This window comes from Henriciella mobilis (genome assembly GCF_003576285.1).
GTDB lineage: Bacteria > Pseudomonadota > Alphaproteobacteria > Caulobacterales > Hyphomonadaceae > Henriciella > Henriciella mobilis.
In genome coordinates, this window is sequence record NZ_QWFX01000006.1 from 136855 (window position 1) to 162472 (window position 25618).

Below are 25618 nucleotides of genomic sequence, written 5' to 3' on the forward strand. Positions count from 1 at the left end.
GCCATGCCGCAGAGCCAGACATTCTCCCACACCCCCATCGCCGCCTACGACAATGTCGCTGGCAACCACTACGACAAGTACAATACGGGCAATCCAATTGCCCGTTGGCTTATGAATGGATTTCTCAGCGCATTTGACACGCTCGCCGCCCAGTCGGGTGCGGCTGAAGCGTTCGAGGCCGGATGCGGAGAAGGCCACTTGTCACTCCGTCTTGAGCGCGCAGGCCTGAACGTGCGCGGCGTCGACCTTGAAGAAAGCGCCATCGCCGAAGCCCGGGCCAATGCCAGCGACGAGGGCGCCGCCGCCCAATTTGATGTCGCCGATCTTTATACGCTCGACCCGGCCACCCATGGCGCGCCCCTTGTCGTCAGCTGTGAGGTGCTCGAACACGTGCCGGACCCAGATCGGGCGCTCGATGTTCTGACGAAGCTTGCGCAACCCTGGCTGCTCGTTTCAGTGCCACGCGAACCGGTCTGGCGCGCGATGAACATGGCGCGCGGCAAGTATCTCGGCCAGCTCGGCAACACGCCCGGCCATATTCAGCATTGGTCGGCGTCCGGGTTTGAAGCCCTGGTCTCCCGGCACGCCCGCATTGTCGCAACCCGCCGGCCCCTGCCCTGGACGATGCTGCTTTGCCGGTGCGACTGAAGGCGCGCGACCAGATGACCCGACAGGCCATATCCAGGCTGTTTCGCTGGGCCGGCATCGCCGCCGCGAGCGCGCTGACGGCGTGGTTTGTCTGGCGGCTGGTCTTGGCAGACTGGTCCTCCCTGCCAGCCGAACTACCGCCCATTCTGCTGGTTGCGGCTCCCGCACTGGCGCTGGTTTATGCCTGCCTCGGCCTGTTGCTCGCCTTTGCGTGGTCATGGCTGGCGGGGGCCTTCATTGGCGAGGGCTACGGTCAGGTCCGCCTGCACGCGACCACGCAGGTCATGAAATACCTTCCGGGAAACGTATTCCACCTCGCCGGCCGCCACGGTTTCGCGAAGCGCCAAGGGGCCTCGCACCGGGCGCTGGTCCTTGCCGCTCTAGCCGAGGCTGGGCTCCTCGTTTTCGCAGCCGGAATCGTCGCCATGCTGGCGCTGCCTTACCTGTCCGGGCTGATCGCCCTGCCGCCGGCAATCTGGATAACGGCCGGCGCATGCATGCTGACTGGCCTTGCACTTGTCCTTGCGTGGCAGCGTGACCGTGTCGGCGGAATACTGCGGAAGCTGAAATCGGCCCGACAGCCGCTTATGGGTGCCGGGCTCGCTTACCTTGTCTTTTTCGCCGCGAGCGGACTGATTGGATACGTCCTGTTTGCGCTTATCGCGGGCGACAATGCCAGCGGATACCTTGCGGCCACCATGGGTGCCATGGCGCTGGCCTGGCTGGCCGGCTTCCTTACGCCGGGCGCGCCAGCGGGGCTTGGGGTTCGCGAAAGCGTTCTCCTGATCATTCTCGCTCCGGCAGCCGGTGAGGCTAGCATACTCGCCCTGGCCGCACTGTTCAGGATCGTCACCGTGCTGGGCGACGGCTTGCTCGCCCTCGGCGCTGCCGCGTTCGTCAAGCCTGCTGTGGGCAATGGTGATCGCTTGCATGGCCAGGCTTCAGGGTTGGGGACGCCATCATGACGCTCACGCATACGATGAGCCGTGAAATCGGTCAGTCGCAGTCGCGCGCGGTGCCGATAGAGGCCTGGCTTGCCTGGGTACTCGCCTTTGCGGCCTTTTCAGCCTTCCTGCCGCGCGATGTCAGCTATGATGTGGCCCACTACCAGATCCATAATGGCTGGGCGCTGCTCAACGACCGTATCCATCATGACTTCGCGCCGGCGGACATGCACAGCTTCATCAACCCGCCCTACAACGCTTTTGTCTGGTGGCTGATCGAGCGCCTGCCCGGCCCGCTCGTTAGCGCCGTCCTCGCGCTCCCGCAGGCGCTTATCCTGCCCGGGCTGTTCTATCTGACCCGCGCCATATCGACAGCACTGACCGGGTCGGCCACGCGCAATGTCTGTCTTTTCATCGCCGCTATCGGCTTCCTGGCAGATGGCCATTTCTCGCTCTTTGCATCCATCCGGAATGATGCCTGGGGGGCGGCTGCCTTTATCGGCGCGCTCGCGCTTTCCGTTCGTGAAGACGGCTCGCTGGCCGGCTGGAAACGCCTGGCCGTGGCCAGCCTGATCATGGGCGCCGTGCTCGGCATGAAGGGGACGAACCTGCCCTATACGCTTGCCTTTGCGAGCTTCGTCCTGATCCTCGCCGAGGGACATCGCGCGCGCCTGAACGCGGCGTTGATCTGCGCAGCTGGCGGTTTCGTATCAGCCGCGCTGCTGACGGTCCCCTATGCCTGGATTCTCTGGACCGAGTTCGCGAACCCGGTCTTTCCGATGGCTAACGGACTGTTTGACAGTCCGCTGGGACCGGACGCCTATGACGCCTATGCCCGCCGCAAGCCGGACGGCCTTCTCGGCCTGCTGGTCTTTCCATTCGTCTTTACATTCAATTCGGAGATCATTGGCTCAACCGATCTCGACGATGTGCGCCTCCTCCTGGGATATGTCAGCGCCATCGCCCTGCTTGGCCTCCTTGCCCGCAACCGCTTGAACAAATCCGCCAGACCCGGTGCACGGCTGGTCCTCGCGCTGGCCGCAGCCTTCCTCATTGGCCTCTTCGCCTGGATGCAGGCCTTCTCGGTGTTGCGCTACTACATTGCCGGCTGGATGCTTGGGCCCGTCCTCGTCTTCGCACTCGTCCTGTTTCTGACGCGCGAAGCGGTGGTCTCTCATCGCCTGCGCATGCTGGGCCTGGCCGCCGCCGTCCCGCTACTTGCCTTCACGGGGCCGATGGACCTACGCCGCGCCGCCTGGAGCGACTTCGGCGAGCCTTATGTGTCGGCAGACATTCCAGGTCCGGAGCGGTTCGAAGACGCCTTCATCCTGTTCACGGGTGACGATCCGAGCGCCTTCCTCGCCACACAGTTCCCCGCCTCGGCCACTTTCGGCCACGCTGTCATGCAGGATTATTTCAGGCCGGCATTGGAGAACTACCGTCCGCTCCTGCGCGACGCGCTGTGGGCCTCGGACCGGCCGGTCTATGCCGTGATGTTCGAACGCAAGGGCGAAACCGGCCGCGAGCGGATGCTGAGCCGGCTCGCCATGCGCGAAAACCTGATCGGCCGGAGCGAAACCTGCGAGCGAATCCCGACGAATTTCGAGGCAAATGACGGCCTGTGGCTGGTCTGCCCCCTTGAGCGCGGAGACGAAGCCGCTAAGCCCTGAAGCCTGAACAGCTGACAGGAGGCGGCGCTGCCTGAGAACAAGGCTTCAATTCCGATCCGGTCTTTCGGTCGCACAGGCGGACGGCCGCTTTCTGCACGCCAGCAGCGCCTGATTGATGAGCGCCTGCCGGCGCTGGCAATCCCGGAGACAGGTGACCCGCTCGCCGCCTTTCCGGCGCGCCCCGATCGTCTCTGGCTGGAAATCGGCTTTGGCGGGGGTGAGCATGTCGCCGCGCAGGCAGAAGCCAACCCGGATGTCGGCTACCTGGCGTGTGAAGTCTTCGTTGAAGGGGTTGCGAAGTGCCTGACGGCTGTAGAGGAAAAGGGCCTTTCAAATGTCCGCTTCTGGACCGAGGATGCCCGCCAGCTCATCGATCGGCTGCCTGATAGCTGCCTCGACCGTGTCTTTATCCTTTTCCCGGACCCATGGCCGAAGAAGAAGCATCATAAGCGGCGCATCATCCAGCCAGACTTCCTCGACAGCCTCGCCCGCATCATGAAGCTAGGCGCACACCTCCGGTTTGCAACCGATGTTCGCTCCTATGCCGACGAGGCGCTGCAGAAGATCTTGGCTCACGGCCAGTTCGACTGGCTCGCCGAGAAAGCCGACGACTGGCGCCGCCCGCCCGCTGACCATGTCCGCACGCGCTACGAGTCCAAGAATCTGGGCGACATCGCACCTGTGTTCTACGAGTTCTCGCTAAAATCTTCATAAATCTTCGGTTGATCTGACGGGTGGTCCGGCTAAAGCACGCGTAGCCACACTCGTGACGGAGACAAGTTTTGAAGCGTTTTTTCGCCATCGTTGCCTGCCTGTTGGCCGCATCGTTGGCATCGGCCCAATCACTCTATGTCGACAATGCAATCACGCGTCACCAGCGTGCCATGTCGGGAGGAACGGTGGCCGAGCGCGTTGCTGCCGCCAATGAACTCGGCCAGGCCATCGTACAGAATGACTGGCGTCCGGATGCCGTCCTCAGGGCTTATGAAGCTGGACAGACGCTTTGCGTTTATGCTGCGTGCCAAGGCGCGGGTCCGATAGCGAAGTTTGCGGCCGACCGTCCGGTGCCTCAAGACCTTCTCTCCACATCAGATGTCGGTTTGCTCAAAACATATTCGGATTGGATGAACTCGGGCACCCCACAGACCCGCGCGGCTTTGGACGAGGCTCTGACCGCGTCTGCAAGCGTACGCGCTACACCGCTTAGCGTTATCGCTTTCCAGACGCGCTACACAAAAGACTCCAATGCCGGCGATTGGGCCGCCGCCGCCGTTTCTGCCGCTGAGGCCGCGCAGCATTTTGCGCCCAACAGATCGGTTATCGGTGAACGTTGGAGCGATGCCGTTCTGGCCGCTACGACAGCGCACTTCAACCACGCCCCCAACCCAGATGCCATTCTGAGGTTGGCCACGCACACAGTCGAGCTTGTCGAGCTCGAACGGACGCTGGGAACACGCCCCGAATGGTTAGAGAAACACGCCTATACGGCCCGGGCCTGGCAAGAGGCGATGTCGGCTTACTACCGGTCTGCATCCGCGTATAATGGGAACGGCAACCGCTATGCAGTGTCCGGACCATCGGTCGACCAGATCGCCGAAGAGGCAGATGCCATTCTCGCCAATGCGGGCAAGTCCGATCTCGTTCCGGATTTCTGGGCCAGCGAAGATAGCAATGGCCTGCCCTTCTGCGATGGCAAACTGAGCGAAAATCCGGACATACGTTTCCCGCGAAACGCTGGCCGTGCCGGCACGTTCGGGTCGGTCATCATGCGGATTTCGATCGATGATCTCGACGTCACCAATGTTGAGGTCCTAGCGGCTGTACCCGCAGAAACGTTTGAGAAACCAGCCTTGAAGGCGGTCCGGAAAAAGAAATGGATTGTCGAGAACGGCACACCCGGCGTCACCTGCAGCACAAGCCAGAAAGACATGATGGCCGTCGTCTGGTTCTTGATCCGATAGAAGCAACCCGCCTGCAATCTCGATTGCCGCAGCGTCCCGCTTCTGGCATAATAGAATTTATCGAATACCGGTCGGTCTGAATGCAAGACCCCGTCGGACCGACGGACTGACTTCCTTCCCCCGTATTTCGAGACCCTTCGTGACCGTCCGCGCGGTGCGGGTCCGGCACGGGGAGAAGACTGGAGTAGCCACTATGGCAACCGGAAAAGTGAAATGGTTCAACGACCAGAAGGGTTACGGGTTCATCCGTCCCGATGCTGGTGGTTCGGACGTGTTCGTACACATCTCGGCGGTTGAAAAGTCGGGCATGCGGACTCTGGCGGAAGATGCGCCGATCCAGTACGAGCTGCACACCGACGAACGCCGCGGCAAGACCTCGGCTGTGGACCTGAAACTTCTCTAGACATCGACGGCGTCTGATACTATCTAGGCGCCAAGTCGAAAAATATCGGCGGCGGGTCCGGCAACGGGTCCGCCGCTTTCTTTTGTCCCGGAGATTTCTCGGAATTGATCGCGCTCACGCAGCAGGAAAAGACCATTCTCTCCCTGATCGAGCCCGTTGCAGACGGTCTCGGCATGGAGATCGTGCGCGTACGCCTGATGGGCGGCCGGCGTCCGACCCTGCAGGTCATGGCCGAGAAAGCGGGCGGTGCGCCGACCGATGTCGAGGACTGCGCCGACCTTTCGAAAGCGATTTCCCCGGTGCTGGAAGCTGCTGATCCGATCAGTGACCCCTACCGGCTCGAAGTGTCGACGCCGGGTATCGACCGCCCGCTGACACGCGAAGGCGATTTCGGCCGCTGGGCCGGCCACCTTGCCAAAATCGAGCTGGCCATGCCGATCGAGGGCCGACGCCGCTTCCAGGGTGTGATACAGAGAGAAGACGAAAACGGCGTTGCGATCGAGCTGGACGATGAAAGCGAACTGGTCGCCAGGGTCGATGAGATGTCCAAGGCGAGCCTTGTGCTCACGGACGCGCTGATCGATGCCGCAAAAGCCAGCGGCGGCCTGCCGCCGCAGCCGGACGACGAAAATTTCTCCGGTCTCGAAATCGATGAGACCGAAGACGATGACAATAATGAAGAAGAAAGTGGAGCAACGAGATGAGTGCAGTCGGCGTATCAGCCAACCGGCTGGAAATCCTGCAGATTGCCAAGGCGGTTGCCGAGGAAAAGGCGATTGATCGAAAGATCGTCATCGAAGCCATGCAGGAAGCCATCGAGAAGGCCGCCAAGTCGCGCTATGGCCAGGAGCATGACATCCGTGCCCTGATCGATGCCGACACTGGCGAGCAGACGCTGTGGCGCATCCAGACTGTCGTTGCGGACGAAGACATCGAGGATCCGGCCCAGCAGGTCACCCTGACCGATGCCAAGAAGATCGATCCGAACCTCGAAATCGGCGACGAGATCAAGGAAGAGCTCCCGCCCTTCGATTTCGGCCGCGTGGCCGCGCAGACGGCCAAGCAGGTCATCATGCAGAAGGTGCGCGATGCCGAGCGCGAGCGCCAGTACAACGAGTACAAGGACCGTGTCGGCGAGATCATCAACGGCATCGTCAAGCGCGTCGAGTACGGCCATGTGATCGTCGATCTCGGCCGCGCCGAGGGTATTATCCGCCGCAATGACGGCATCCCTCGCGAAAACTTCCAGCCGAATGACCGCGTTCGCGCCTATCTCTACAAGGTTTCCCGCGAGACCAAGGGGCCGCAGATATTCCTGTCGCGCGCCCATCCCGACTTCATGGTCAAGCTGTTCGCGCAGGAAGTCCCGGAAGTCTATGATGGGGTGATCGAGATCCGCGCCTGTGCCCGCGACCCGGGTTCGCGCGCCAAGATCGGCGTGATTTCCAATGACAGCTCGATCGATCCGGTCGGCGCCTGTGTCGGTATGCGCGGTGCGCGCGTGCAGGCCGTTGTCGGCGAACTCTCGGGTGAAAAGATCGATATCATCCCGTGGAACTATGATGCGGCGACCTTCATCGTGAATGCGTTGCAGCCGGCCGAGGTTTCCAAGGTCGTGCTCGACGAGGATGAGCAACGGGTCGAGGTTGTCGTGGCCGACGACCAGTTCCCGCTCGCCATTGGCCGACGCGGCCAAAACGTCCGTCTCGCCTCGCAGCTGACGGGCTGGCAGATCGACCTCGTCACCGAGACGGCCGATTCCGAGCGTTACCAGAAGGACTTCCAGGCCCGCACAGAGCTCTTCATGCAGGCGCTCGACGCCGACGAGACGCTCGCCCAGCTGCTGGCTTCTGAAGGCTTCGAGAGCGTCGAGGAAATCGCCTATGTCGCGCCTGAGGACTTTATCTCGATCGAAGGCTTCGACCTTGAAGTCGCTAACGAGATCCAGGAGCGTGCCCGCGAATACCTCGAGAAACTGGCCGCTGAACAGGATGCCCGCCGCAAGGAACTGGGTGTCGAGGACAGCGTGCTTGAGCTCGAAGGCATGAATGTCGGTTTCGCCGTCAAGTTCGGCGAGAATGACGTGCTGAGCGTCGAGGATGTTGCTGGCCTGGTGCCGGACGATATTACCGGCTGGCGCGAGCCGGGCCCTGATGGCAAGCCAGTCTTCCAGCCGGGCATCCTGAAGAAGGGTGAGATGCGCAAGGACGAGGCACAGCTTCTGATCATGCGCGCCCGGGTTGCTGCTGGCTGGATCGAGCCGGAAACGCTCGAACAGCTGGAAGCCGAAATGGCCGCTGAAGCGGCTGGCGAAGCGCCAGACCTGTCGGAAGAAGAACGAGCCCTGATGGCGCTCGGCGAAATCGGCAAGGCCAGCGAAGAGCAGGAAGAGCTTGCCGAGGAAGAACTGATCTTCGACCTCGATGCTCTGGCCGCTGAAGACGTTTCTTCAGAGGACGGCGATGATGCCGACTCGAAAGAATGAGCCTGCCCAGCGCCTGACGGCGCGCAAGGAAAAGACCACTGGCGATGGCCCCCATCGCCAGTGCGTCGTTACGCGTGAAAGTCTCCCGCAGGACGCGCTGATCCGTTTCGTCCGGTCTCCGGACGGGATCGCGGTGCCAGATGTGTCGGGAAAACTTCCCGGCCGTGGCGCATGGGTCACAGCCCGGCGCGACACCATCGCCGAAGCGGTAAAAAAAGGCGCCTTTTCGCGCGCCTTTAAGATGAGGACTGAACCGGCCGACGATCTCGCCGGCCTGATTGAGCGCCAGCTCGCCAAACGCTGTATCGGCCTTTTGGGCATGGCAAAGAAGGCCGGTGAAGCGATCATTGGATTCGACCAGGTTCGTGACTATTTAAGGAAAGAAGCGCCCGGTTACCTCATTGAGGCAGCCGATGGCAGCGAAGATGGCCGCAACAAGGTTCATTTTCTCGCCAAGGCGCTGTATGACACTCCCAGAACAGCAGGCGCGCTGACGTCTGCTGAATTGGGCATGGCCTTTGGCAGGGAGCGTGTGATACATGCCCTGCTTCAGGAAGGCCCGCTGTCGGACTCGTTTGATGCAGCCTACAAGAGGCTGACAGGCTTTCGGGCAGCACCGGAACGTGACTGGTTCTCCGGTCGGATTGGGTAAGAAAAACGGTAGGGGATGGCCCCTGCCGGCAAAAACGCAGATATACGGAGTCGCATGAGCGATACTAAAGACAAAGGCAATACGGGCGGGCGCAAGCCTCTCACGGTCTCCCGCGGGTCGAGCGGCACGGTGAAGCAAAGCTTCAGCCATGGCCGGTCGAAGCAGGTGATTGTGCAGACGAAGAAGCGCCGTGTCGTCGGCCCCGGCGGCGCCGGGCAGACCGGTGGCAACAAGCCGCCGGCCTCTGGATCCGGTGCGTCCTCTTCCGGCGGCAAACAGCCATCGAAGCTTGCCGAAGCCGCCAAGAAGCTTGGCATCACGGAAGAAGAACTGATTGCGCGGCAGAAAGTGCTGCTGCAACGCCGTGAAGCCGAACAGCAGCGCGAAGCCGAGAAAAAGCGCCAGGAAGCTGCGCGCGAACGCCTCTTGTCCGAACAGGAACGCAAGGTCCAGGAAGACAAGGAGCGCGAAGAGGCCGAGGCTCGCCGCAAGGCTGAGGAAGAAGAACGCAAGGCCAAGGAAGAGGCCGAAGCCAAGAAGAAGACTGAGCGCCCCCGCGATGATCGCGGTGGTCGCGCCGCCCCGGCACCGGCCGGCGCCCCGGACATTCCCCTGCCCGACCCGAGCCAGGCTCGCGGCGGCAGCAAGAAGTCCCGCAAGGGCCGCCAGAATGATCGCGATTTCGATGATGGCGGTTCCGGCGGCAAAGGCGGCGGCAACAAGCGTCGCAAGGGCAAGCTGACCATTGCCAGCGCCCTCGGCGATGACGGCGATCGTCAGCGTTCCCTCGCATCCGTGAAGCGCGCCCGTGAACGTGAGCGTGAGCGCCGTCAGGGCGGCGAACAGCAGGAGAAGGTCTCCCGCGAAGTTACGCTGCCGGAATCGATCACGCTTCAGGATCTTGCCCAGCGCATGAACGAGCGCGTTGCGGACGTCGTGAAGTACATGATGCGCCAAGGCGAGATGATGCGCGCCAATGACATCATCGATGCCGATACGGCTGAACTGATTGCCGAGGAATTCGGCCATACGGTGAAACGCGTTTCGGAATCCGATGTCGAAATCGGCCTCGAAGGCGATGAGGATGATCCGAAGGACATGAAGCCGCGGGCACCGATCGTGACCGTCATGGGCCATGTCGACCACGGCAAGACCTCGCTGCTTGACGCGCTGCGCTCGACCGATGTTGTTGCCGGCGAAGCCGGCGGGATTACCCAGCATATCGGCGCCTATCAGGTGCAGCTGGAATCGGGCGACAAGATCACCTTCCTCGACACGCCTGGCCACGCCGCCTTCTCGGCGATGCGGGCGCGCGGCGCCAATGTCACCGATATCGTGATCCTCGTGGTTGCGGCCGATGACGGTGTGATGCCGCAGACGATCGAGGCGATCAAACATGCCAAGGCGGCCGAAGTGCCGATCATCGTGGCGGTCAACAAGTGTGACAAGCCCGATGCCGATCCGGACAAGGTCCTGACCGAACTGCTGCAGCACGACATCCAGGTAGAGGCCATGGGCGGTGAAGTGCAGGCCGTGAAGGTTTCTGCGACTGCCCGCACCGGCCTCGACGAGCTGACCGAAGCCATTTCGCTTCAGGCCGAGCTCCTCGAGCTCAAGGCCAATCCGGATCGTCCGGCCGACGGTATCGTTGTCGAATCGCAGCTCGACAAGGGCCGCGGGCCTGTTGCCACCGTGCTGATCAATCGCGGTACGCTGCAGCGCGGCGAGATCGTGGTTGCCGGCAAGCAGTGGGGCAAGGTTCGCGCGCTGATCAATGAGCGCGGCCAGCAGCTGAAGGATGCCGGACCGGCCGTTCCGGTCGAGATCCTCGGCCTCGACGGAGCACCCGAGCCCGGCGACATGTTCAATGTCGTCGACAGCGAAGCGCGCGCCCGCGAGATCACCGACTACCGCAACCGGATGGAACGCCAGAAGACCGGCGTCGCCTCCGCCCGCGCCTCGCTCGAGTCGCTCATGAACTCGATGAAGGATGACAAGGAAGTCTCCGAACTGCCGCTGGTGGTGAAGGCAGACGTCCAGGGCTCTGTCGAGGCGATCAAGCAGTCGGTCGAGGGCATTTCGACCGACGAAGTCCGCGCGAACGTCATCTACGGCGCCGCCGGCGGTATTTCGGAAAGCGACATCCTGCTCGCCAAGTCCTCGAACGCACCGGTCTTTGCCTTCAACGTCCGCGCCAACAAGCAAGCGCGCGAACTGGCTGAGAAGGAAGGCGTGGAGATCCGGTATTACTCGGTGATCTACAATCTCATTGACGATGTGAAAGACACGCTTTCGGGCATGCTCGCACCGGAGAAGCGCGAGAGCTTCATCGGCTATGCGGATATCCTCGAAGTCTTCAACATCACCAAGGTCGGCAAGGTTGCGGGCTGTAAGGTCACCGAAGGCGTGGTCAAGCGCGGCTGCGGTGTGCGCCTGCTGCGCGACGATGTGGTGATCCACGAGGGCAAGCTGAAAACGCTGAAGCGCTTCAAGGACGAAGTGCCGGAAGTGACCTCCGGCATGGAGTGCGGCATGGCCTTCGAGAAGTACGAGGACATCCGCGAAGGCGACAAGATCGAGTGCTTCGAGGTCGAGATTGTCGAGCGCAAGCTGGACTAAGAGACCTCTACCCAAACGAGAAAAATTGCAGAAAGCCGGGAGTTTTCCCGGCTTTTTTCGTCTGCGGTTAAACTTCTGTTGCGATGGTCCTTTCCAGCCATGCAACCCTTCATGCCCAAACCCGTCGCAGCTAATGATACCGCGCCGGTTTACCGCGTGAGCGGGCGGCTGCGCGAGAAGGATACCAAGCGCCTTGTCAGCGAAACCCGCTCATCGCGGATCGGCCCGACCGCGCTTTACTATGCCGGTGTCACGGCGCCGGTGATCTCGGCCGGGATGGCGCTGGTGGCGCGCAACACGCTCGATTCCACGCCGGTGAGCGACTACTGGGTCTGGTTCGGCTCCTCCCTGATGGCCGCGATGGCGGGGATTGTGTGGTACCTCATCTTCATGCGCTGGTCCTACCGCCACCGCTCAGGCCGGGCGGGCGAGACCGGCGCTGAAACAGAGATTGACCTGACCCCGGAAGGCCTGCACATCATCAGGGGCGCGGTCGACACCCGCATCGCCTGGTCGGCCGTGAGAACCGTGCGCACCCGCCGCAGCTACACGCTGATCCTGTTTGAGGGTGCCAATCCGCTGATCGTGCCGGACACCTGGTTCGGCAAGGACAGGAACGCGGCGCGCGCATTCAAGATGCGGCTGAAGCAAGGAGCCTCCCATGGCGCGCAATCGACGGAAACCGGACCCGGCCAGCCTTGAGCCGTCCCAGCGCCAGCTGCGCGCGGGCGAACTGGTCCGCCACGCCCTCACCGAAATCTTCATGCGCGAGGAATTCCGCGACCCCGCCCTTCAGGGCGTGAACGTCACGATCGGCGAAGTGCGCACCTCGCCGGACCTGAAGCACGCCCATGTCTTCTGCTCCCCGCTCGGCGAGACCGATCCGGCCGCCCAGGACGAGCTGGCCAAGGCGCTGAACCGGGCCGCGCCCTATATTCGCGGCCAGCTCGGCAAGCGGATCGACATGAAGTTCACCCCGCAGCTGCACTTCATCGCCGACCATTCCTATGATGACGGCGCCTATATGGACGCCATCTTCAACCGCCCGGAAGTCCGCCGCGACCTGGACTGAAGCGGCGCGCACGCCGACGCGCCCGCGCCCGCGCGTGCAGGCCGGATAGCGTCTAGGCTGGTTGGAAGAGGCCAGGCCCGGCCCGGGCCCAGGCCAGCTCGCGGACCATCTCGCCCAGTTCGCTCGCCCGGCTCCCATCGGGATCGTCCTCACGGCGAAGGCCCGGCGGATAGCCGGGGCGCAGATTGTGCAGGCGCGGGCGTTTCGAGCGCGATAGCTTGTCCAGCCAGCGGGCGAGCCGCCGCGCCGCCCGGCGCCGGTTCTTCATCACCCCATGCAGCGCCACGATCCGCCGCACAAGCTTCAGGGACGAATGTGGCCGGGGCCCTGCGCCCGCGCCCCATCCTGCCTTGTCTGCAGCAGGTGGCGGCAGTTCCGTGCCGCCATCGAGCGGCGGGATATATTCGAACAGGCTGAAGCCCGGCATGCGGGGTTTGCCAGTTTGATCCCCGCTTCGCGATGGATCGCGCTCAGGGCTGCAGCCCGGCCCATGTGAGACCGAAGGTCGAGACGGGGCCAGTTCAAACGCCATCACGCCGAGCAGGCGGCGGGTGAGGGCTTCGGCTGTCTGGACAAGGCGCAACACCTCGCCCCGGAACGGGGCCGGAAAGAGTCCGATGGCGGTATGAAAAGAGTCTGATTCCAGTCTGGCGAGCAGGCCGGTGAGGCCCGGCAGCAGGGCCAGCAGCTGCGCCACCCGCGCCCAGCCCCGCTCAAGGACGGCCTTGCTGCTCTGATCTCCCGCCTCGGTCATGGGCAGGGATTATGGGGTGGGCCGAAAGCGGTAGGAAAAATTTCCAAAAAATGTGCGTCTAAAAGCGTGACTGATTGGATAAAACATCAGACGAGCGGCTCACGATGCCGCTAAAGTTGTTGGCGTAGATTGGCAAGCCGCTCGAGTTTCTGATCCAGGTCGGCAAGCTGCGTTGGCGACCATCCGCGCCGCGCGTCGTCCAAAAAGCTACTGAACCGATGTTGGACCGAGGAAAGCTCTGCAGCGTAATTTATGTATCTCTTGAACTCATCAACCTCGAACACAAAAACCCCGGCGTGGGGAGCTCGTCCGCGAACAGGGGTTACTCTGGGGTCTTTCAAAAGTAGGCCGTTTGTCGGCCAGCCAGATCGAAATTCTTGCCAGTGAGCCAGCTGGTCACGAAACTTTTCAAGACATTCACCAGCTTTTACGATCGCTTTGAAAATTCTGTACTCGTCACCGTTGCCAAGGACGTTTTTGGCGGCGGCATCAATTGCAGCTGTTTTCGGACCCCTTGTGTTGATAGCCAAGTATGCGGCGGCTCCAACCGAATCGGAGCCCCCCAATAGTTTAGTGAACATCTCCTGACGCCAAACATCCATAACCGAGGTTGCAGCGATCACCTGATAGGCATAGCCGTGCGCATCGGTGGGGACGAAACCGGACGATATTCCGCTCATCATCCCTCTTGCCTTGGCGTCTTTGGGTGGAGGTTTTAGGGGTTTTGGCATGACCAACTCCAAAGAAGATGGATTCAAGGACACCCTCAAGCGAATGATGGCTCCGTTTATGGCTGTCTTTCATCGTCGGCGCCAACGGCTCGCCGCCCCTCACCCCACCCGGACAGCCACGCCGTCCATGCGGACCACGGCTGGCGAGATGATCAGGTCTTCGACGCTCACCATGCAATAGCGCACGGGGCTGCGGCCCGGGGCGCCGAGGAGCTGGCAGAGTTCGAAGGCTTGCGGGCGCAGCAGGTGTGAGGCGAGCAGCGGGTCGGCCTTGATCAGCGCATCGAGTTCAAGCGCGCCAAGATGGTGCCAGTAGGCTTCGGCGCTGCCGGGCCGTGGCCCGTCTTCGGCAAGGTCTGCGAGCGCTTCCTCGCGCCAGCTGGCGAACCAGTCACCTGTCAGGCGAAGGAAAACCGGTGTGTGCATGGCGCAGGAATAGAAGAGCGGCACGTGGCCCTCACCTTCCCAATGCTGCATCTGGCCGAAATTCATGTCCGGCGGCGCAATGGCCGCGCGCGGCACGGGGATGAAATCCTCCCCGTCGACAATCACGAATTCCGGACCACCCCCTTCAGAACACATAGACGTCCCTCCCGCCTCAAGTGAATGCGGCAGAGCCTGTTCGCGTCAAGCGGGAAACGCAGTTTTCTGTTAACAATCTGCAGTAGCTATTGCAGCCCTCGCCTTCGCCGGATCATTCCACCGGGCGGCGGGAATCGAGCAGGTCCTTTTCACCGGTCTGGGCGCGCTCTTCCTCGACCTTCTCGGAAATGTGCTCGTCGGGCCGCACATCGAGAACTTCGCCTTCGGCCGCCTTGTCGGGCACGGGCACCGGTTTCAGGCGGGCCGGGGGTTCGGCCGGCTTGCCGGGCAGGCTGACAGGCGCCCCGCCCTGGTCGAAGCGGAGGCGGTAGATCGGCTCCGGCAGGGTGAAGCCAGCGGTTTCCAGCGCATCCTTGGCGGCCCGGATGGCGAGCGAGCGGGCCTTCATGAACTCGCTCTCGGTCTGGTCCACCCAGGCGAAGAAGCGCAGCACGATATTGCTGTCGCCGACCGTCTCGATGATGGCGTCGGGCTTCGGGTCACTGAGCACGAAGTCGAGCGCGCTGATCGCGGCGATCCCGGTCGCCATGGCGGCGATGGGGTCGTCTGCGGCATCGACGCCGAGGGCGAAATCGAAACGGCGCTCGGGATTGCGGGTGTAGTTCAGGATGATCGCCTTGAAGACGGTGGCATTGGGAATGCGCAGATGGTTGCCGTCGAGCGTCATCAGGATGGTGGCGCGGGACGTCAGGCGCACGACCTTGCCTTCATGCTCGTTGATCCGGACATGGTCATTGGCGCGGAAGGGCTGTCGCAGGCTGAGCATGATGGAGGAGATGTAGTTCTCCACCGTGTCCCGGACCGCGAAACCGATGGCGAGGCCGATCACGCCCGCACCGCCGAGGATGGCGCCCATCAGCGCGGTCGCGCCGACCAGGTTCAGCGCGGTGACGAGGCCGACCACGATCGCGACAAAGCGGAAGGCCTGGGCGACGATCTCGGCGAGGAAGGGGTTCGGCGTCATCCGCCGCCAGAGGCCCGACCAGGCGGCGAGGAGGTGGCCGATAAAGGCGATGACGAGGAAGACCGCAATGGCGAGCCCGACCAGCGGCAAGGCTTCCCAGCCGCGCTGCACGCTCGTTTCCAGGCTCTCGATGGCCGGGGACAGCGAGGTGTCGATGGACAGGTCGCGCGTGATCCGCTCCTGCACGGTGACGACGCCTTCCAGCCGCTCGGCTATGGCGGCGGCGCGGGCGGCATCGGCCTGGCTGGTGACGGTGCCGGACAGGGTGACGACGCCCTGCTCGACGCTCGCCTCGATGCCGGACAGCCCGTCGATCTGGTCGTAGATGCCGGAAAGGCGCGCCTCGATGGCAGCGTCATTGGCGGACTCTGTGACGATGGGCGTCTCGTCTGCGGGCGCTGGGGCCTCCTGCGCATGCGCGAGGCCGGCCACCAGGGCAGAGAAACATAAAAGGGCGGCAAGGAGCATCCGGACCATGACGAGCCCATAACACGTCCGGAAGCGTTCGTGTTCCCCTTCTTGCGAAACGTGGGCCTTGCGACTCGCCGTCCGTCAGGCCACAAGGCTCGGCCATGAGCGGATTACTCACCCTGATTGCCCTCGGCTTCTCGCTGTCGGTCGATGCGTTCGCCGCCGCCCTCGCCAAAGGCGCGTCGATGAAGCGCGTCACGGCGGGCGATGCGCTGCGCATCGGCGCGGTGTTTGGCGGCATGGAAGCGCTGATGCCGGTCATCGGCTTCCTTGTCGGCCTCGCCATGGCGAGCCTCGTCGCGCCGGTCGATCACTGGATCGCCTTCGTGCTGCTGCTCGGGGTCGGCCTGCACATGCTGTACGAAGCCGCCAGCGGCAGTGTCGAAACGCATGAGGAGAATGTCGAGATCGCCGCGCCGGGCATTGGCAGCGAGGGACCGCCCTGGATCCGGCTGGTGCTGGCGGCGCTCGCGACCAGTATCGATGCGCTGGTGGTCGGGGTCTCGCTCGCCATGATGGGCGTGAACATCATCACCGCCGTGATCGTGATCGGTGTTGTAACCACCCTCATGGCGGCTCTCGGCGCGCTGATCGGCAAGCAGGCGGGTGTCTGGCTCGGGCGCTATGCCGAAGCGGTGGGCGGCGTGGTGCTGATCACCATCGGCGCGCTGATCCTCTGGCAGCACCTGTCGAACGGGATTTGACGGTTGACGCTTCACCCGCGCGCCACTAGCTCCGGCGCCTGATCTTTCTCATCCGCTTCGCCCGGCGTTCGATCCGCCGGCGGCAGCAAAGGAGGCCAGCTTGGCACGCAATCGCAAGAAGAAGGGCCTGCCGGTTCATGGCTGGCTGAATGTCGACAAGCCCGTGGACGTGACCTCGACCCAGGTGGTCGGCATCCTGAAGCGGCTGTTCAACGCCCAGAAGGCCGGCCATGGCGGCACGCTGGACCCGCTCGCCGACGGTATCCTGCCGATTGCCTTCGGCGAGGCGACCAAGACCGTGCAGTGGGCGATGGACGCCGACAAGGAATATGTCTTCACCATCGAATGGGGCCGCTCGACCGATACGCTGGACGGCGAGGGCGAGGTGATCTCGACCTCCGATACCCGCCCCGCGCGGGCGGCCATCGAGCAGGCGCTGGAGCGTTTCGAGGGCGAGATCGCGCAGATCCCGCCGAAATATTCCGCCATCAAGGTCGATGGCGAGCGCGCCTATGATCTTGCCCGCGACGGGGAGAGTTTCGAGATTCCGTCCCGGCAGGTCGTCGTGCATGAGGCGCGCCTGATCGAGATGCCGGATGCCGACCATGCGGTCTTCCATATCCGCTCCGGCAAGGGCTTCTATGTCCGCGCGCTGGCCCGCGACCTTGCCGCCGCGCTCGGCTGCGACGGCCACGTCTCGAAGCTGCGCCGCATCCGGGTCGGCGTGATGCATGAGGATGAGGCGATCGCGCTCGACGCGCTTGAGGCGATGGACCGCGAGGCCTTGCTGGAGCTGCTGCTGCCAGTTGAGGAAGTGCTCGAGGATGTGCCGGATGTCGAGATTTCAGACGAGGACGCCGCCGCCATCCGCCAGGGCCGCGAAGTGATGCTGATGCCGCATGTCGTCGAGCGCTGGCGCACCGAGAAAAACCCCGACCCGGAAGACCGTCTCGCCCTCGCCATGGCCGGGGAGACCGCCGTCGCCATGGGCGAAATCCGCGCCGGCCGCTTCCAGCCGGTCAGGGTTTTCCAGCTTTAGCTAGTTGCAGTTGCCGAATTCGTCAGGTGCCCAGCTGCGGGCATGGAGACCGAATTCGCTCGGCAAGAAGACATAACCTGTGTCGGCCGTTTCGGCGGGCGCAAGATAGACGACCGCTCCCATGCTGTACTCGCTCGAGTAGCGCATCGATTCGGCGTTGGTTTGCACACAGCGCGGCTGTGAACTGTAATTCGTCGCCGAAAACTGCAGGTATTGGCGTCCTTCATACGCTTCCTGCATGAGGTCCTGATGGAACTGGACGTCGTTTGATATTCCCACCTCCGTCCGCTCCAGGAACACAGGTTCATTAAACGTCTCACAGCCGCTGGCAACGAGAAGCGCCGCTACCGCGGCCGGGATTCTGGTTTTCAAGTAAGTGTCTCCGCACGTGGACATCACGTGAATACCACCGGTCTCGGCAACCGCCAATGAGGATCGTCAGAGCCCGCGCCCATCAAAAAAGGCTGCCCCTTCTCACGTGGGCAGCCTTTTCCGTGTCAGGGCTATCTGATGGGGTCGAGGATAGCCTCGGGTTTTCGCCATGGGCTCAGGCGAAACGGTGTCCGCGGTAGACGAGATGGCGGGTGCCGGTCTCGATCTCCACAGGGTGCGTGCCGTCATGGGCGACACCGCGGTATACAAGGTGCGGCTTGCGCATCTGGTCTGCCAGCGTCTGGCGGGCCTGAGGGGCGTCTTTCACTTCATGGCCGCGATAGATCAGCTTGGTCATCTTCACTCTCCTTCGGCGTTTTTGCCGGCCTTTCAGGGCCGGTTCGCCTCGTCTGTTACGCCGAAGGTATGTAAGGTGTGTAAGTTTGTCAACATGTATATTTTACGCGTTTGCGTAACTTGCGATTCTGTGGGATTGAGAGGGCTCCAGGCGCCCAGATTTGCCGCGCCCGGCAGGGCCATCCCCCGGCCCGGACAAGCGTAAAAGCGTAGACAAGAAGAGACCGTCCCGATGGAAAAACTCGACCAGCGAATCCAGCTTGTCGCCTCCAGTGAATTCTCGAAAACTGTCGATGAGTGGCGCCGCGGCCAGTCGGACCTGCCATCGCGTTCAGAAGCCATCCGCCGCCTGGTCGATCTCGGCCTGCGCTATGAAAGGGAACACCCGATGCACATGATCACCGCCGTCATCCGCCCGCACAAATATGACGACCTGCGCGAGGCGCTGCTTCAGCTCGGCGTCGAGGGCATCACGGTGACACAGGTGAAGGGCTTCGGACGCCAACGCGGCCAGACCGAATTCTATCGCGGGGCAGAGTACACCACGACGGAAGTGCCGAAGCTGCGGCTCGAAATCGCCGTCTCCAGCGCGATCATGAACCAGGTGATCGACACCATCCAGTCGGTCGCCTCGACCGGCAAGGTCGGCGACGGCAAGCTGTTCGTCCACACGCTCGACCAGGTTGTGCGCATCCGCACCGGCGAGAAGGATGAACTGGCAATCGGGTAGGCTGGCCCCACCCCGACCCTCCCCAGCGGGGAGGGGGATGAGGTTGCACCCGGCTGAGCTGTCTGCGCCCCCTCCCGCCTGGGGAGGGTCGGGCTGGGGCTCTATGTGCGCGCCAGATAGACGGTCTGGGTGAAGGGCTTGTCCTGCAGCGGATTGTGGAAGGTGACCGGCTCGCTCCAGGCGTTGCTAAAAACCTTCGCCATGCGGGCCACGAAAGCCTCGTCCGCACGCGCATCGGACCACAGACCCATCACGCCGCCGGGCTTGAGGTGGCGGGCGAGTTTCGCAAGGCCCTCTTCAGAGTAGAAACTGCCGCTGCGCTGATCGAGCAGCCAGTCCGGCGTATGGTCGATGTCGATCAGGATCGCATCCTGCGGCCCGCCGAACCCCTCATCGGAAGCCGCCAGCGCAAAGAAGTCGCCCTCAACGACGCGGCACCTCTTGTCAGCGACGAGCGGCGGATCGAGCGGAACAAGGCGTTTCTCATGCCACTCGATGACGGGGGCGAGCAGCTCGACCACCCTGAGGCAGCCAACGCGCGCATCCTCCAGCACGGTGGCTGCGGTATAGCCAAGGCCGAGCCCACCCACCACGACATCCCAGCCCTCTGCCGGCGCCTCGCCCAGCGCCGCAAGGCCGAGCTGCGCCAGCGCCACCTCGGACGCGGTAAACAGGCTCGACATCAGATGCTCGTCACCGAGCAGGACTTCCCAGACATCCTTATCGAGCGACAGGATGCGCCGCCGGCGCAGGCTGACGGCCCCTATATCGGTGACCTGATAGTCGAGTTCTTCGAAAAGTTTGGACATTGTGCGGGTGTAAAGGGATTTCGGCGCGAACGGAAACCGTGTGTCCAGACCTCGCCGCCTCCCTGACCCTCCCCCGAGGGGAGGGAACGCTGACGGCAACCTCGCGCGATGATTGCTGCCTGCGCACCCTCCCCGCTTGCGGGGAGGGCTGGGGTGGGGTGAAGCCTGGTCCGGACCACACCTTTCACCACACCCTGCCCCTTCCCTTTTGGGGCATTCTGTGCGATGGGCGCCCCCTTGAGGCGAGCGTTCCGCTCTCTAGCCCGGCTGGACGACATCCCGGCCCTGGCTGAATGGCGAAACCCGTCTCACGAAACCCCGCCCATCACAGGCGAGACAGTGCAACCCGCCGCAAGGCGAAAACGAAAGTAATTGACGATGTCGATCACGGCAGAAAAGAAAACTGAACTGATCAAGAAATTCGCCCAGACCGAAGGCGATACCGGGTCTCCGGAAGTGCAGGTCGCAATCCTCACAGAGCGGATCAACAACCTCACCAACCACTTCCAGACCAACAAGAAAGACCACCATTCGCGCCGCGGCCTGCTCAACCTGGTCGCCACGCGCCGGAAACTCCTCGACTATCTCAAGAGGAAGAACGAGAGCCGCTATCAGGCGCTCATTGAAGAGCTGGGGATCCGCCGCTAGGCGCCCTGCCAATCTCAAGCCCGCCGGACATGGGGTCCTGGCGGGCTTTACGTATGAAGAGAAAGAAGACTTATGTTTGACAAGCAAACCGTGTCGCTGGAATGGGCCGGCCGCACGTTGACGATCGAGACGGGCCGTGTCGCTCGTCAGGCTGACGGGGCCGTCCTCGTCACTTACGGGGACACCACCGTCCTCGCGACAGCCACCTTCCGCAAGGAAGCCAAGCCGGGGCAGGATTTCTTCCCGCTCACGGTCAACTATCAGGAAAAATACTACGCATCGGGCCGCATCCCAGGCGGCTACTTCAAGCGTGAAGGCCGCCCGACCGAGAAAGAGACGCTGACGTCTCGCCTCATCGACCGCCCGATCCGCCCGCTTTTCGTCGATGGCTTCAAGAATGAAGTCCAGGTCGTTATCACGGCGATCTCCTACGACATGGAAAACGATCCGGACATTATCGGCATGATCGGCGCATCCGCCGCCCTCGTCCTGTCCGGTGCCCCGTTCATGGGCCCGATCGGCGCAGCCCGCGTCGGCTACAAGGACGGCCAGTACCTGATCAACCCGACCGAGCAGGACCTTGAAGAGTCCGAGCTGGACCTCGTCGTCGCCGGCACCAACGATGCCGTGATGATGGTCGAGTCCGAAGCCAAGGAGCTGCCGGAAGACGTGATGCTCGGCGCCGTCATGGCCGGCCATGAAGCGATGCAGCCGGTGATGGACGCCATCATCAAGCTCGCCGAGAAGGCCGCGAAGGAACCGTTCGAGTTTGACGCCGAAGACCTGTCGGGCGAACTCAAGCAGATTCAGGACCTTGTCGGTGCAGACCTCTCTGCCGCCTACAAGATCACCGAGAAGCTGGCCCGCCAGGAAGCTGTCGGCGCGGCGCGCGAGAAGGCTGCTGAAGCCCTCGTGGCGACGGAAGAGAAGCCCGACGGCATGGACGAGTCTGTGTTCAAGGCTGCCTTCAAGAAGGCCGAAGCCAAGGTTGTCCGCGGCGACATCATCAAGACCGGCAAGCGTATCGATGGCCGTTCGCTCGACCAGGTCCGCCCGATCGTTGCCGAAGCCGGCTTCCTGCCGCGCACGCATGGCTCTGCCCTGTTCACGCGCGGCGAGACGCAGGCCATCTGCGTTGCCACGCTCGGCACCTCCGACGATGAGCAGTTCATCGACGGCCTCGGTGGCACGCGGAAGGAAAAATTCCTCCTGCACTACAACTTCCCGCCCTATTCCGTCGGTGAAACCGGCCGCATGGGTGGCGCAGGCCGCCGCGAGATCGGCCACGGCAAGCTTGCCTGGCGTGCGCTGAGCGCCGTCCTGCCGGAAGCCGATCAGTTCCCCTACACCATCCGCCTTGTTTCGGAGATCACCGAGTCGAACGGCTCGTCCTCCATGGCGACGGTGTGCGGCTGCTCGCTGGCCATGATGGATGCGGGTGTGCCGATTTCGCGCCCGGTGTCCGGTATCGCAATGGGCCTGATCAAGGATGATGAAGGCGTTGCCGTCCTCTCCGACATCCTCGGTGACGAGGACCATCTCGGCGACATGGACTTCAAGGTCGCCGGGACCGAGAAAGGTGTCACCTCGCTGCAGATGGACATCAAGATCGCCGGCATCACCAAGGAGATCATGGAAACCGCCCTCGATCAGGCGAAAGGTGGCCGTGCCCATATCCTCAGTGAGATGAACAAGGCGCTGGCCGCTTCGCGCGGCGAGCTCTCGGCCAACGCACCGCAAATGGAAATCGTGAACATCCCGGTCGACAAGATCCGCGACGTGATCGGTTCCGGCGGCAAGACGATCCGCGACATCGTCGACACGACGGGCGCCAAGCTCAACGTGGAGGACGACGGCACGATCCAGATTTCGGCCCTCGACCGCGAATCCATCGATGCCGCCAAGAAGCGCATCCGCGAACTTACCGCTGAGCCGGAAGTCGGCGAGATCTATGAAGGCAAGATCGTCTCCATCAAGGATTTCGGCGCCTTCGTGAACTTCTTCGGTCCGAAGGACGGCCTGGTGCACGTCTCGCAGATGGCGGACGAGCGCGTCGGCCATCCCAAGGACATCGTCAAGGAAGGCGACACCGTGTGGGTCAAGCTGATGGGCTTCGACGATCGCGGCAAGGTCCGCCTGTCGATGAAGGCCGTCGACCAGGAAACCGGCAAGGACAAGGAAGCCGAAACGGCCGACGCGGACGCCGAATAGGCTCCACCTTCCACACACACCGTCACGAAAGGGCCGCACACGCTGCGGCCCTTTTTTTTGGCTGCGAACGGGCTTCGAAGCCCCGTCAGCACACGGATTCAGCCAGAAATTTCATTTCGCATCCGGAACGGGATTTCGCCAGATCCCCAATAGCGGTGGACTCGCTCCGTATACGCACGAAAAATATGTTGCGCTGCAGCGCAAGATTTTAGTTGACACATAACTGTCACATTTCAAATGATGCGGTTATGTTACAGAAATATGACACACTTCGCGCCTCGACGCTGCTGGCCATTGCGGTAGCAGGCGGCGCCATCATGGCCGCACCCGCCGCCGCGGAAACCCGCTGCGACCTCTCTGACGGATATGGCGACGACGTTGTCTCCTATGTCGCGGAAGTCGAAGCCTGCCTCGACGCATCAGACGCCTTTTCCGCTGACCGCGAAACGGCCGTCTACGAGAAGACCAATGCTGCCCGCGCCAAAGCCGGCCTCGAGCCGCTCGAACGCCGCGCCTCGCTGGACCAGGCCGCCCGCGCCCACGCCCTCGACATGGCAGCGCGCAATTATGCCGGCCACAGCGACCTTGAAGGCCGCGGCCATGTCTACCGGATGCGCGCGCTCGACCGGCAGGTCCTCGCCAGCGCAACCGGCGCGAATGTGGTCGTGCTGGGCGCTGATGCCAGCGCTGAGGACATTTACGATGCGATCCGCTCCGACACGGCCAACCGCGAAAACCTGACCCGCGAGCGCTTTAACGCAACCGGCCTCGGCATCGCCGAAGGCAATGACCGGGTCTATGTCGTGCAGATGCTGACGACCGTCGATGGCGAGCTGGAAACCCCGCTCCCTTTGCAGATCGCGGGCGCAACCAGCTTCCAGCCCCGCATGAGTGAGGACTATTTCCGCACCGCTGGCTGGAACCTCACCGACGATGCCGGCAACCGGCTCGCCGGTGGCCAGATGATGCGCCTGACAGCTGAAAGCGTCGACCAGCCGGGCAACGCCTATCTGGACATCCTCGTCGAGCTGAACACCGACACTTACGTGCTGCGCGGCCCGATCGTCAGCCGCTAGGCCAAATACCCCGAGACGGGAGGAGGCTCTCGTCCACGAGCAAGGGGCGCTTTCCTGATGGAGAGCGCCCTTTGTTTTGTTTGATCCCCGGATCAGGGCCCCACCCCGACCCTCCCCAGAGGGGAGGGGGATGAGGTTATGCCCGGTACAACTGTCGGGGCGCATGGTGAGCGAAGTCGAACCATGGGCCGGCGAGAAAGGCTGCGTCTAGCGCCCCCTCCCCTCTGGGGAGGGTCGGGGTGGAGCGAGCGGCCCGCATCTGCGGGGATGGGTTCCCTGCCGGGCGGGTTCCCGCTACATCCGGCGCATGACCAGCTCAACCTTCCTCATTGCCATGTCGGGTGGCTCGGGTTCCGGCAAGTCGACGCTTGCCGATGCCCTGATCGAGCGCCTCGGCGCGGACAAGGCCGTCATCTTCCATGAGGATGGCTATTACTGGCCGATGCGCCATTACGGGCCCTGCGACACGCCCGAGCAGCGCGCCGCGATCATCGCGCAGGCCAATTATGACGATCCGGCCTCAAAGGATAACCGCCACCTCGTCAATGACATCAAGGCGCTGAAATCCGGCCAGTATATCGAGCAGCCCGTCTATGATTTCGACCGGCATGACCGCGACACGACGCGGACCTTTCGTATCGATCCGAAACCGGTCCTGATCCTGGAAGGCATCCACGCCCTTTCCGTGCCCGAGCTGTTCCCGCTGATCGACCTGTCAATCTATGTCGACACGCCGGACGATCTGCGCCTGGCGCGCCGCATCCGCCGCGACGTGCTGGAGCGCGGACGAACCGTGCAGAACGTGCTGGAGCACTATCTGACAACGGTGCGCGCGGCGCATTACCGCTTCACCCATCCGGCCAAGTTCGAGGCCGACCTTGTCATTGCCGATGAGGGCCTGCCGGCCTATGGCGATGTCATTCCGGGCGCCGAAGCAATCGACCGGATGCTCGCCCCCGTCATCTCCCGCCTGCAGGGCGCCGGCGTGATCTGACCGTCAGAGAAAATCCGCAATATCGCTGAGCGGCTTCTTCTTGAGCGCGTGCTTCGGCACCATGGCACCCTCTGCCGGATGCCCGGCAACGAGAATCAGGAAGGGTTTCTCCGTCGCGGGGCGCCCGCAAATCCCGTTCAGGAAATTCATCGGATTCGGCGTATGCACCAGCGTCGCCAGCCCCGCTTCATGGCAGGCCGCCATGAGCAGGCCGGTGGCAATGCCGACGCTTTCGTGGATGTAGTAATTCTTCCGGTCCTCACCGGCCTCGGCCCCGCCGCGTCGCTGCGCGAAGATACAGATGAGCCAGGGCGCGGTCTCCATGTAGGGCTTGTCCGCATCGGTCCCGATGGGTGTCAGGGCGTCCAGCCATTCCGTGCCCGCCTTGCCGGCATAGAAGGCGCGCTCCTCGGCTTCGGCCGCCTCCCGGATCTCGCGCTTTTTCTCCGGCGAGCCGACACAGGCGAAGAACCAGGGCTGATGGTTTGCGCCCGATGGCGCTGTCCCGGCCACCCGGACACAGGCCTCGATCAACCCTTGCGGCACGGGCCTGACGGAAAAGGCACGCACCGAGCGGCGGGTGCGCATGGTCTCATGAAAGGCGTGCGCACGCTGGCGCATCTCCGCTTCCGGCAACAGCCGGTAGCCCTCCAGCGGGAGATGGGTTTCTGGTGAGGTCTTCATGCAACCGGTCTGGCGCA

Annotated in this window: 27 protein-coding genes; 19 read left to right on the forward strand and 8 right to left on the reverse strand. The window is 63.0% G+C overall.

The window, feature by feature from the left end; all coding sequences use genetic code 11:
- Positions 1-3 precede the first annotated feature (3 nt).
- The 12 genes from D1223_RS05325 to rbfA all read left to right on the forward strand — a co-directional run bounded on the left by D1223_RS05325 (position 4) and on the right by rbfA (position 12454).
- Entirely contained in the window at positions 4-648 is a 645-nt protein-coding gene (locus tag D1223_RS05325) for a class I SAM-dependent methyltransferase (RefSeq protein WP_119375397.1), read from the forward strand.
- A gap of 14 nt (positions 649-662) precedes the next feature.
- Complete coding sequence (locus tag D1223_RS05330; protein ID WP_147372690.1) at positions 663-1613, forward strand: hypothetical protein; 951 nt, start codon at positions 663-665, stop codon at positions 1611-1613.
- Entirely contained in the window at positions 1610-3262 is a 1653-nt protein-coding gene (locus D1223_RS05335) for a hypothetical protein (RefSeq protein ID WP_119375399.1), read from the forward strand. Before D1223_RS05330 ends, D1223_RS05335 begins: the two co-directional genes overlap by 4 nt.
- A gap of 201 nt (positions 3263-3463) precedes the next feature.
- Positions 3464-3976: a tRNA (guanosine(46)-N7)-methyltransferase TrmB gene (gene trmB / locus D1223_RS05340; RefSeq protein WP_233353099.1), complete on the forward strand. Its 513-nt coding sequence runs from the start codon at positions 3464-3466 to the stop codon at positions 3974-3976.
- Between the two features lie 68 nt (positions 3977-4044).
- A complete protein-coding gene (locus D1223_RS05345) occupies positions 4045-5223 on the forward strand; it encodes an energy transducer TonB (protein WP_119375401.1) in 1179 nt (392 codons plus the stop codon).
- 193 nt (positions 5224-5416) lie between these two features.
- Positions 5417-5626: a cold-shock protein gene (locus D1223_RS05350; RefSeq protein WP_119375402.1), complete on the forward strand. Its 210-nt coding sequence runs from the start codon at positions 5417-5419 to the stop codon at positions 5624-5626.
- Positions 5627-5730: 104 nt separating this feature from the next.
- Positions 5731-6330: a ribosome maturation factor RimP gene (gene rimP / locus D1223_RS05355; RefSeq protein WP_119375403.1), complete on the forward strand. Its 600-nt coding sequence runs from the start codon at positions 5731-5733 to the stop codon at positions 6328-6330.
- Complete coding sequence (gene nusA / locus D1223_RS05360) at positions 6327-8111, forward strand: transcription termination factor NusA (protein WP_119375404.1); 1785 nt, start codon at positions 6327-6329, stop codon at positions 8109-8111. The genes rimP and nusA overlap by 4 nt, the downstream gene beginning before the upstream one ends.
- On the forward strand, positions 8092-8763 hold the full coding sequence (locus D1223_RS05365) for an RNA-binding protein (RefSeq protein ID WP_233353050.1): 672 nt from the start codon (positions 8092-8094) through the stop codon (positions 8761-8763). Before nusA ends, D1223_RS05365 begins: the two co-directional genes overlap by 20 nt.
- Positions 8764-8817: 54 nt before the next feature.
- Complete coding sequence (gene infB / locus D1223_RS05370) at positions 8818-11382, forward strand: translation initiation factor IF-2 (RefSeq protein ID WP_119375406.1); 2565 nt, start codon at positions 8818-8820, stop codon at positions 11380-11382.
- 111 nt (positions 11383-11493) lie between these two features.
- Positions 11494-12084, forward strand: a complete 591-nt coding sequence (locus tag D1223_RS05375; RefSeq protein WP_119375407.1) for a YcxB family protein — start codon at positions 11494-11496, stop codon at positions 12082-12084.
- The gene (rbfA, locus tag D1223_RS05380; RefSeq protein WP_119375408.1) at positions 12044-12454 is read left to right on the forward strand and encodes a 30S ribosome-binding factor RbfA; all 411 of its coding nucleotides are present in this window, start codon (positions 12044-12046) and stop codon (positions 12452-12454) included. The genes D1223_RS05375 and rbfA overlap by 41 nt, the downstream gene beginning before the upstream one ends.
- Before the next feature lie 52 nt (positions 12455-12506).
- Here the strand turns inward: rbfA and D1223_RS05385 are convergent, their stop codons facing one another.
- From D1223_RS05385 to D1223_RS05400, 4 genes are all read right to left on the reverse strand, one after another.
- On the reverse strand, positions 12507-13208 hold the full coding sequence (locus D1223_RS05385) for a hypothetical protein (RefSeq protein WP_119375409.1): 702 nt from the start codon (positions 13206-13208) through the stop codon (positions 12507-12509).
- 110 nt (positions 13209-13318) lie between these two features.
- Positions 13319-13939, reverse strand: a complete 621-nt coding sequence (locus D1223_RS05390) for a hypothetical protein (protein WP_147372692.1) — start codon at positions 13937-13939, stop codon at positions 13319-13321.
- A 99-nt stretch (positions 13940-14038) separates the two neighbouring features.
- Entirely contained in the window at positions 14039-14521 is a 483-nt protein-coding gene (locus D1223_RS05395) for a hypothetical protein (protein ID WP_119375411.1), read from the reverse strand.
- Between the two features lie 112 nt (positions 14522-14633).
- A complete protein-coding gene (locus D1223_RS05400) occupies positions 14634-15983 on the reverse strand; it encodes a mechanosensitive ion channel family protein (RefSeq protein WP_119375412.1) in 1350 nt (449 codons plus the stop codon).
- Positions 15984-16078: 95 nt separating this feature from the next.
- Here D1223_RS05400 and D1223_RS05405 point away from each other — a divergent pair, with 95 nt between their 5' ends.
- Together D1223_RS05405 and truB are read left to right on the forward strand one after the other, a co-directional pair.
- The gene (locus tag D1223_RS05405) at positions 16079-16681 is read left to right on the forward strand and encodes a manganese efflux pump MntP (protein ID WP_119375413.1); all 603 of its coding nucleotides are present in this window, start codon (positions 16079-16081) and stop codon (positions 16679-16681) included.
- A gap of 100 nt (positions 16682-16781) precedes the next feature.
- The gene (gene truB / locus D1223_RS05410; RefSeq protein ID WP_119375414.1) at positions 16782-17720 is read left to right on the forward strand and encodes a tRNA pseudouridine(55) synthase TruB; all 939 of its coding nucleotides are present in this window, start codon (positions 16782-16784) and stop codon (positions 17718-17720) included.
- On the opposite strand, the gene D1223_RS05415 is transcribed toward truB, so the two are convergent.
- On the reverse strand, positions 17721-18092 hold the full coding sequence (locus D1223_RS05415) for a hypothetical protein (protein WP_119375415.1): 372 nt from the start codon (positions 18090-18092) through the stop codon (positions 17721-17723).
- Positions 18093-18267: 175 nt separating this feature from the next.
- On the reverse strand, positions 18268-18450 hold the full coding sequence (locus D1223_RS05420) for a hypothetical protein (protein WP_119375416.1): 183 nt from the start codon (positions 18448-18450) through the stop codon (positions 18268-18270).
- 387 nt (positions 18451-18837) lie between these two features.
- Here D1223_RS05420 and D1223_RS05425 point away from each other — a divergent pair, with 387 nt between their 5' ends.
- Positions 18838-19179, forward strand: a complete 342-nt coding sequence (locus D1223_RS05425; protein WP_119376044.1) for a P-II family nitrogen regulator — start codon at positions 18838-18840, stop codon at positions 19177-19179.
- A 101-nt stretch (positions 19180-19280) separates the two neighbouring features.
- On the opposite strand, the gene D1223_RS05430 is transcribed toward D1223_RS05425, so the two are convergent.
- On the reverse strand, positions 19281-19988 hold the full coding sequence (locus D1223_RS05430) for a polyamine aminopropyltransferase (RefSeq protein WP_119375417.1): 708 nt from the start codon (positions 19986-19988) through the stop codon (positions 19281-19283).
- 378 nt (positions 19989-20366) lie between these two features.
- Between D1223_RS05430 and rpsO the strand changes: the two genes are divergently transcribed.
- The 4 genes from rpsO (at position 20367) to udk (ending at position 24917) form a co-directional block, all read left to right on the forward strand.
- Positions 20367-20636 carry a 30S ribosomal protein S15 gene (rpsO, locus tag D1223_RS05435; protein WP_119375418.1) on the forward strand — a complete coding sequence of 90 codons (270 nt, stop codon included), beginning with the start codon at positions 20367-20369 and terminating at the stop codon, positions 20634-20636.
- Positions 20637-20708: 72 nt separating this feature from the next.
- Positions 20709-22847: a polyribonucleotide nucleotidyltransferase gene (gene pnp / locus D1223_RS05440; RefSeq protein ID WP_119375419.1), complete on the forward strand. Its 2139-nt coding sequence runs from the start codon at positions 20709-20711 to the stop codon at positions 22845-22847.
- Positions 22848-23095: 248 nt separating this feature from the next.
- Entirely contained in the window at positions 23096-23923 is an 828-nt protein-coding gene (locus D1223_RS05445) for a CAP domain-containing protein (RefSeq protein ID WP_119375420.1), read from the forward strand.
- Positions 23924-24230: 307 nt separating this feature from the next.
- Entirely contained in the window at positions 24231-24917 is a 687-nt protein-coding gene (gene udk / locus D1223_RS05450; RefSeq protein WP_119375421.1) for a uridine kinase, read from the forward strand.
- 3 nt (positions 24918-24920) lie between these two features.
- On the opposite strand, the gene D1223_RS05455 is transcribed toward udk, so the two are convergent.
- On the reverse strand, positions 24921-25601 hold the full coding sequence (locus tag D1223_RS05455; protein WP_233353051.1) for a nitroreductase family protein: 681 nt from the start codon (positions 25599-25601) through the stop codon (positions 24921-24923).
- Positions 25602-25618 lie beyond the last annotated feature (17 nt).

Coding starts and splice junctions, on each gene's coding strand:
- D1223_RS05325 (WP_119375397.1), top strand. CDS start 4: ATGCCGCAGAGCCAGACATTCTCCCACACCCCCATCGCCGCCTACGAC.
- D1223_RS05425 (WP_119376044.1), top strand. CDS start 18,838: ATGCACATGATCACCGCCGTCATCCGCCCGCACAAATATGACGACCTG.
- udk (WP_119375421.1), top strand. CDS start 24,231: ATGACCAGCTCAACCTTCCTCATTGCCATGTCGGGTGGCTCGGGTTCC.
- D1223_RS05445 (WP_119375420.1), top strand. CDS start 23,096: ATGTTACAGAAATATGACACACTTCGCGCCTCGACGCTGCTGGCCATT.
- rpsO (WP_119375418.1), top strand. CDS start 20,367: ATGTCGATCACGGCAGAAAAGAAAACTGAACTGATCAAGAAATTCGCC.
- D1223_RS05430 (WP_119375417.1), bottom strand. CDS start 19,988: ATGTCCAAACTTTTCGAAGAACTCGACTATCAGGTCACCGATATAGGG.
- D1223_RS05350 (WP_119375402.1), top strand. CDS start 5,417: ATGGCAACCGGAAAAGTGAAATGGTTCAACGACCAGAAGGGTTACGGG.
- D1223_RS05330 (WP_147372690.1), top strand. CDS start 663: ATGACCCGACAGGCCATATCCAGGCTGTTTCGCTGGGCCGGCATCGCC.
- D1223_RS05400 (WP_119375412.1), bottom strand. CDS start 15,983: ATGGTCCGGATGCTCCTTGCCGCCCTTTTATGTTTCTCTGCCCTGGTG.
- D1223_RS05335 (WP_119375399.1), top strand. CDS start 1,610: ATGACGCTCACGCATACGATGAGCCGTGAAATCGGTCAGTCGCAGTCG.
- D1223_RS05390 (WP_147372692.1), bottom strand. CDS start 13,939: ATGCCAAAACCCCTAAAACCTCCACCCAAAGACGCCAAGGCAAGAGGG.
- rbfA (WP_119375408.1), top strand. CDS start 12,044: ATGGCGCGCAATCGACGGAAACCGGACCCGGCCAGCCTTGAGCCGTCC.
- D1223_RS05395 (WP_119375411.1), bottom strand. CDS start 14,521: ATGTGTTCTGAAGGGGGTGGTCCGGAATTCGTGATTGTCGACGGGGAG.
- D1223_RS05455 (WP_233353051.1), bottom strand. CDS start 25,601: ATGAAGACCTCACCAGAAACCCATCTCCCGCTGGAGGGCTACCGGCTG.
- pnp (WP_119375419.1), top strand. CDS start 20,709: ATGTTTGACAAGCAAACCGTGTCGCTGGAATGGGCCGGCCGCACGTTG.
- nusA (WP_119375404.1), top strand. CDS start 6,327: ATGAGTGCAGTCGGCGTATCAGCCAACCGGCTGGAAATCCTGCAGATT.
- D1223_RS05375 (WP_119375407.1), top strand. CDS start 11,494: ATGCCCAAACCCGTCGCAGCTAATGATACCGCGCCGGTTTACCGCGTG.
- D1223_RS05385 (WP_119375409.1), bottom strand. CDS start 13,208: ATGACCGAGGCGGGAGATCAGAGCAGCAAGGCCGTCCTTGAGCGGGGC.
- D1223_RS05405 (WP_119375413.1), top strand. CDS start 16,079: ATGAGCGGATTACTCACCCTGATTGCCCTCGGCTTCTCGCTGTCGGTC.
- infB (WP_119375406.1), top strand. CDS start 8,818: ATGAGCGATACTAAAGACAAAGGCAATACGGGCGGGCGCAAGCCTCTC.
- D1223_RS05365 (WP_233353050.1), top strand. CDS start 8,092: ATGCCGACTCGAAAGAATGAGCCTGCCCAGCGCCTGACGGCGCGCAAG.
- D1223_RS05420 (WP_119375416.1), bottom strand. CDS start 18,450: ATGACCAAGCTGATCTATCGCGGCCATGAAGTGAAAGACGCCCCTCAG.